General features: G+C 47.8%; 4 protein-coding genes. 2 read left to right on the forward strand and 2 right to left on the reverse strand.

Translation table 11 applies throughout. The annotated features are described in order from the left end of the window. Positions 1-356: 356 nt before the first annotated feature. Positions 357-803, reverse strand: coding sequence for a hypothetical protein (locus O3C43_25130; GenBank protein MDA1069773.1), 447 nt, complete (start codon positions 801-803; stop codon positions 357-359). Positions 804-813: 10 nt separating this feature from the next. Next, positions 814-1,281: a serine hydrolase gene (locus O3C43_25135; protein ID MDA1069774.1), complete on the reverse strand. Its 468-nt coding sequence runs from the start codon at positions 1,279-1,281 to the stop codon at positions 814-816. 412 nt (positions 1,282-1,693) lie between these two features. On the opposite strand from O3C43_25135, the gene O3C43_25140 reads away from it, so the two are divergent. Both O3C43_25140 and O3C43_25145 read left to right on the forward strand, forming a co-directional pair. Then, positions 1,694-2,014: a metallophosphoesterase gene (locus O3C43_25140; protein MDA1069775.1), complete on the forward strand. Its 321-nt coding sequence runs from the start codon at positions 1,694-1,696 to the stop codon at positions 2,012-2,014. 27 nt (positions 2,015-2,041) lie between these two features. Beyond that, the coding region (locus O3C43_25145) for a transposase (GenBank protein ID MDA1069776.1) at positions 2,042-2,557 on the forward strand (516 nt) is incomplete at its 3' end.

Below are 2,557 nucleotides of genomic sequence, written 5' to 3' on the forward strand. Positions count from 1 at the left end.
TACCGCAATGGAGAGCTCTACCCGACCCACAGAACAGCCAAAAGGGTCAATGTTCATATTTCATATTTAGAACAGCCAAAAGGGTCAATGTTCAAGAACAGCCAAAAGGGTCAATGTTCATATTTCATATTTGAAGACAGTTCCGTAACTCTGGAAGGCCAATAATAAGATGCCATGGGAGTTGTCAGGCGGGTTACTCCAGAAATCTCGACCTTTTAAGTTCTGTTTTAAATAACCTACCTCCTGTCCAGAAAGCGGAGATTTGAGCAAGAGGAGCCAAGAGGGTCATCCTCCTTCTGAGAATACGGCGAGACATGTGTCTCGATTATTGATTAAATTCTTCAGCGGAGGCGTTTTTATGACTTGCCGAGAAGTCGTTCAACGACATCTGGCCAATTGGAAGTTTTGGGATCGAACTTGATGAGTTTCCCTTTGAATTCTCCAGCGCCATTCTTGTCACGGTCGTCAATGAGAAAGTCGCCACAGTTGAGGTTTTTGTGGTGGGTGAGGATGAGGCGCTTGTAGGCTGAGGTACCTAGGTGCTTCTTTACCCATTTCAGCTTGTCTGACCAGGCAGAAGGATTCTCCCACGGAGCTGTTGATAGGATGTAGGTATCAAAGTGTTCCGAGAGTGTATGGAATGCTTCTACTGCTCCCGGCATTGGGTCCATCTTGGAAAAGATTCCAGGTATCTCGTCTTCGTCTCCTTTGTATTTTAATCGGTCGCTTTCTGAGACTCGGGCCAGCCCGGACTTAAAGTCGACCAGAACGTTGTCCATGTCGATATAGAGGGTTTTCTTCATTCCTGGTTCTTCACTTTTCTACTTTGACTCCCACCAGTTGCGGATAGGGCTCATCAAAGTAGACGACATTTGTATCCACGTCGATAATCGCTACCTCGCTTTCAAATCTCAGCGTGACAGTCATTAGAACGCAGCGCTCATAGAAACTGACTTTGAATTGATGCCCTGTCGACATGGTAATCAACTGGCGGATGCGCAGGTTCGACAAATTCCGGCTGGGTTTTTCCGGGGCCTTCTCCGGAAAAAGGGAAATGACCTTATCATCCAGCGAAAACAAACCCTCACCAATGGCTATACCTGCCGCAGTCGAAGTAAACGCCTTACTCATCGAGTGCATGATATGCGTGGTGTCCGGACCATGGGGCGACCACCAGCCCTCCGATACCAGCTTCCCATGACGATGAATCATAAAACTGTGAACTGCATCCGTTTCTTCCTCACAACTCTGGATAAAATCCAGAATCGCCTGAGAACTCATCCCCACCGATTCGGGAGTAGCCCTTTCAAATTCGAACCGCTCCTCATGATGCTGCCGTTACCACAAGGAAAGATAATATAACCTGATACCTAATCACAAAAAAAACCTGCCTCGCCCGGCGGCATTTTCCAAGCCTGCTTTTTGCCGACCCCGCAGCCTTGAGCAGAGGTCACAGCTTAAATCCCACACTGGCGTGCACCAGCCGTCGCCTTGAAAGGCTATGGCTGGCACGGCGATTACAAGCAATGACCCGAACGTGGGAACCACTTAAATATTATCGAAATAACACTTTTCTAGGGCCATTCTGGACTGACCCGGATGGGGCTTAAGCGTTTTTCCTTCACTACGATACGAACATGGTTAGGTTTTTAAAAACCATCTTTCGAACAAGCCAGCCTGTGTTTTTATTCTCATGCCTATAACTTTTTTGCATACTGCCGATTGGCAGTTGGGTAAGCCATTTGCCTCCGTTGAGGACGATGATAAGCGCGCCCTTATTCGGCAGGCGCGCATTAAAGCGATTCAGAAAATCGGGCAAATCGCCCAAGAACGAAATGCCTCTTTCATTCTGGTTGCGGGTGATCTCTTTGACTCTCCGACGACGAGCAAATCGACGGTATCCGCCGCTTGCAGTAACCTGGGCCAGTTAAAGATTCCTGTGATTGTCATACCGTGGAGTCACCAGATCACTTCTACGGTAGTATACGGGGTCATATCTTCATTCTTGACATAAATCAATTGAGCATCTTCTTTCATCTGCATGGCACGGAAGTTGAGAGTAGAGTACCCTGGAGCGTGTTATCACGTTATTAATCGTGGTAATTTCCAATCCAAAATCTTTTTAGCCAGGGGTGCGGCAGAGGCGTTTGAAAAAACCTTGTTTCAAGCCTGCGAACGCTTTGGTTGGAAGCTGAGCGCTTATGTAATCATGAGTAACCACTTCCACTTGGCAGTGGAAACTCCAGAGCCGAATCTGAGCCTCGGCATGAAATGGCTGCAGGGAACCTGGGTGATGCGCAATAACCGGTTTCGGCGTCGAACCGGACGACCGTTCCAAGGCCGTTTTAAAGGGATTCTCCTCGAACCTGAAGCTCTTGCACCTGTGACAAGCTATATTCATCTCAATCCTCAAAGAGCCGGTATAGAATCGGTTGAACAGATTGGGGAATACCGATGGAGCAGTTTGTCCTGGTATCTGAAAAAGCCTCGGCCGGGATTTCTGAACATGGATGCCGTGTTGTCTGCCATTGGTGGTATCAAGGATAGCAAATATGCT

It is taken from the genome of Verrucomicrobiota bacterium (genome assembly GCA_027622555.1).
Classification (GTDB): Bacteria; Verrucomicrobiota; Verrucomicrobiia; order Opitutales; family UBA2995; genus UBA2995.

Coding starts and splice junctions, on each gene's coding strand:
- O3C43_25130 (MDA1069773.1), bottom strand. CDS start 803: ATGAAGAAAACCCTCTATATCGACATGGACAACGTTCTGGTCGACTTT.
- O3C43_25135 (MDA1069774.1), bottom strand. CDS start 1,281: ATGAGTTCTCAGGCGATTCTGGATTTTATCCAGAGTTGTGAGGAAGAA.
- O3C43_25140 (MDA1069775.1), top strand. CDS start 1,694: ATGCCTATAACTTTTTTGCATACTGCCGATTGGCAGTTGGGTAAGCCA.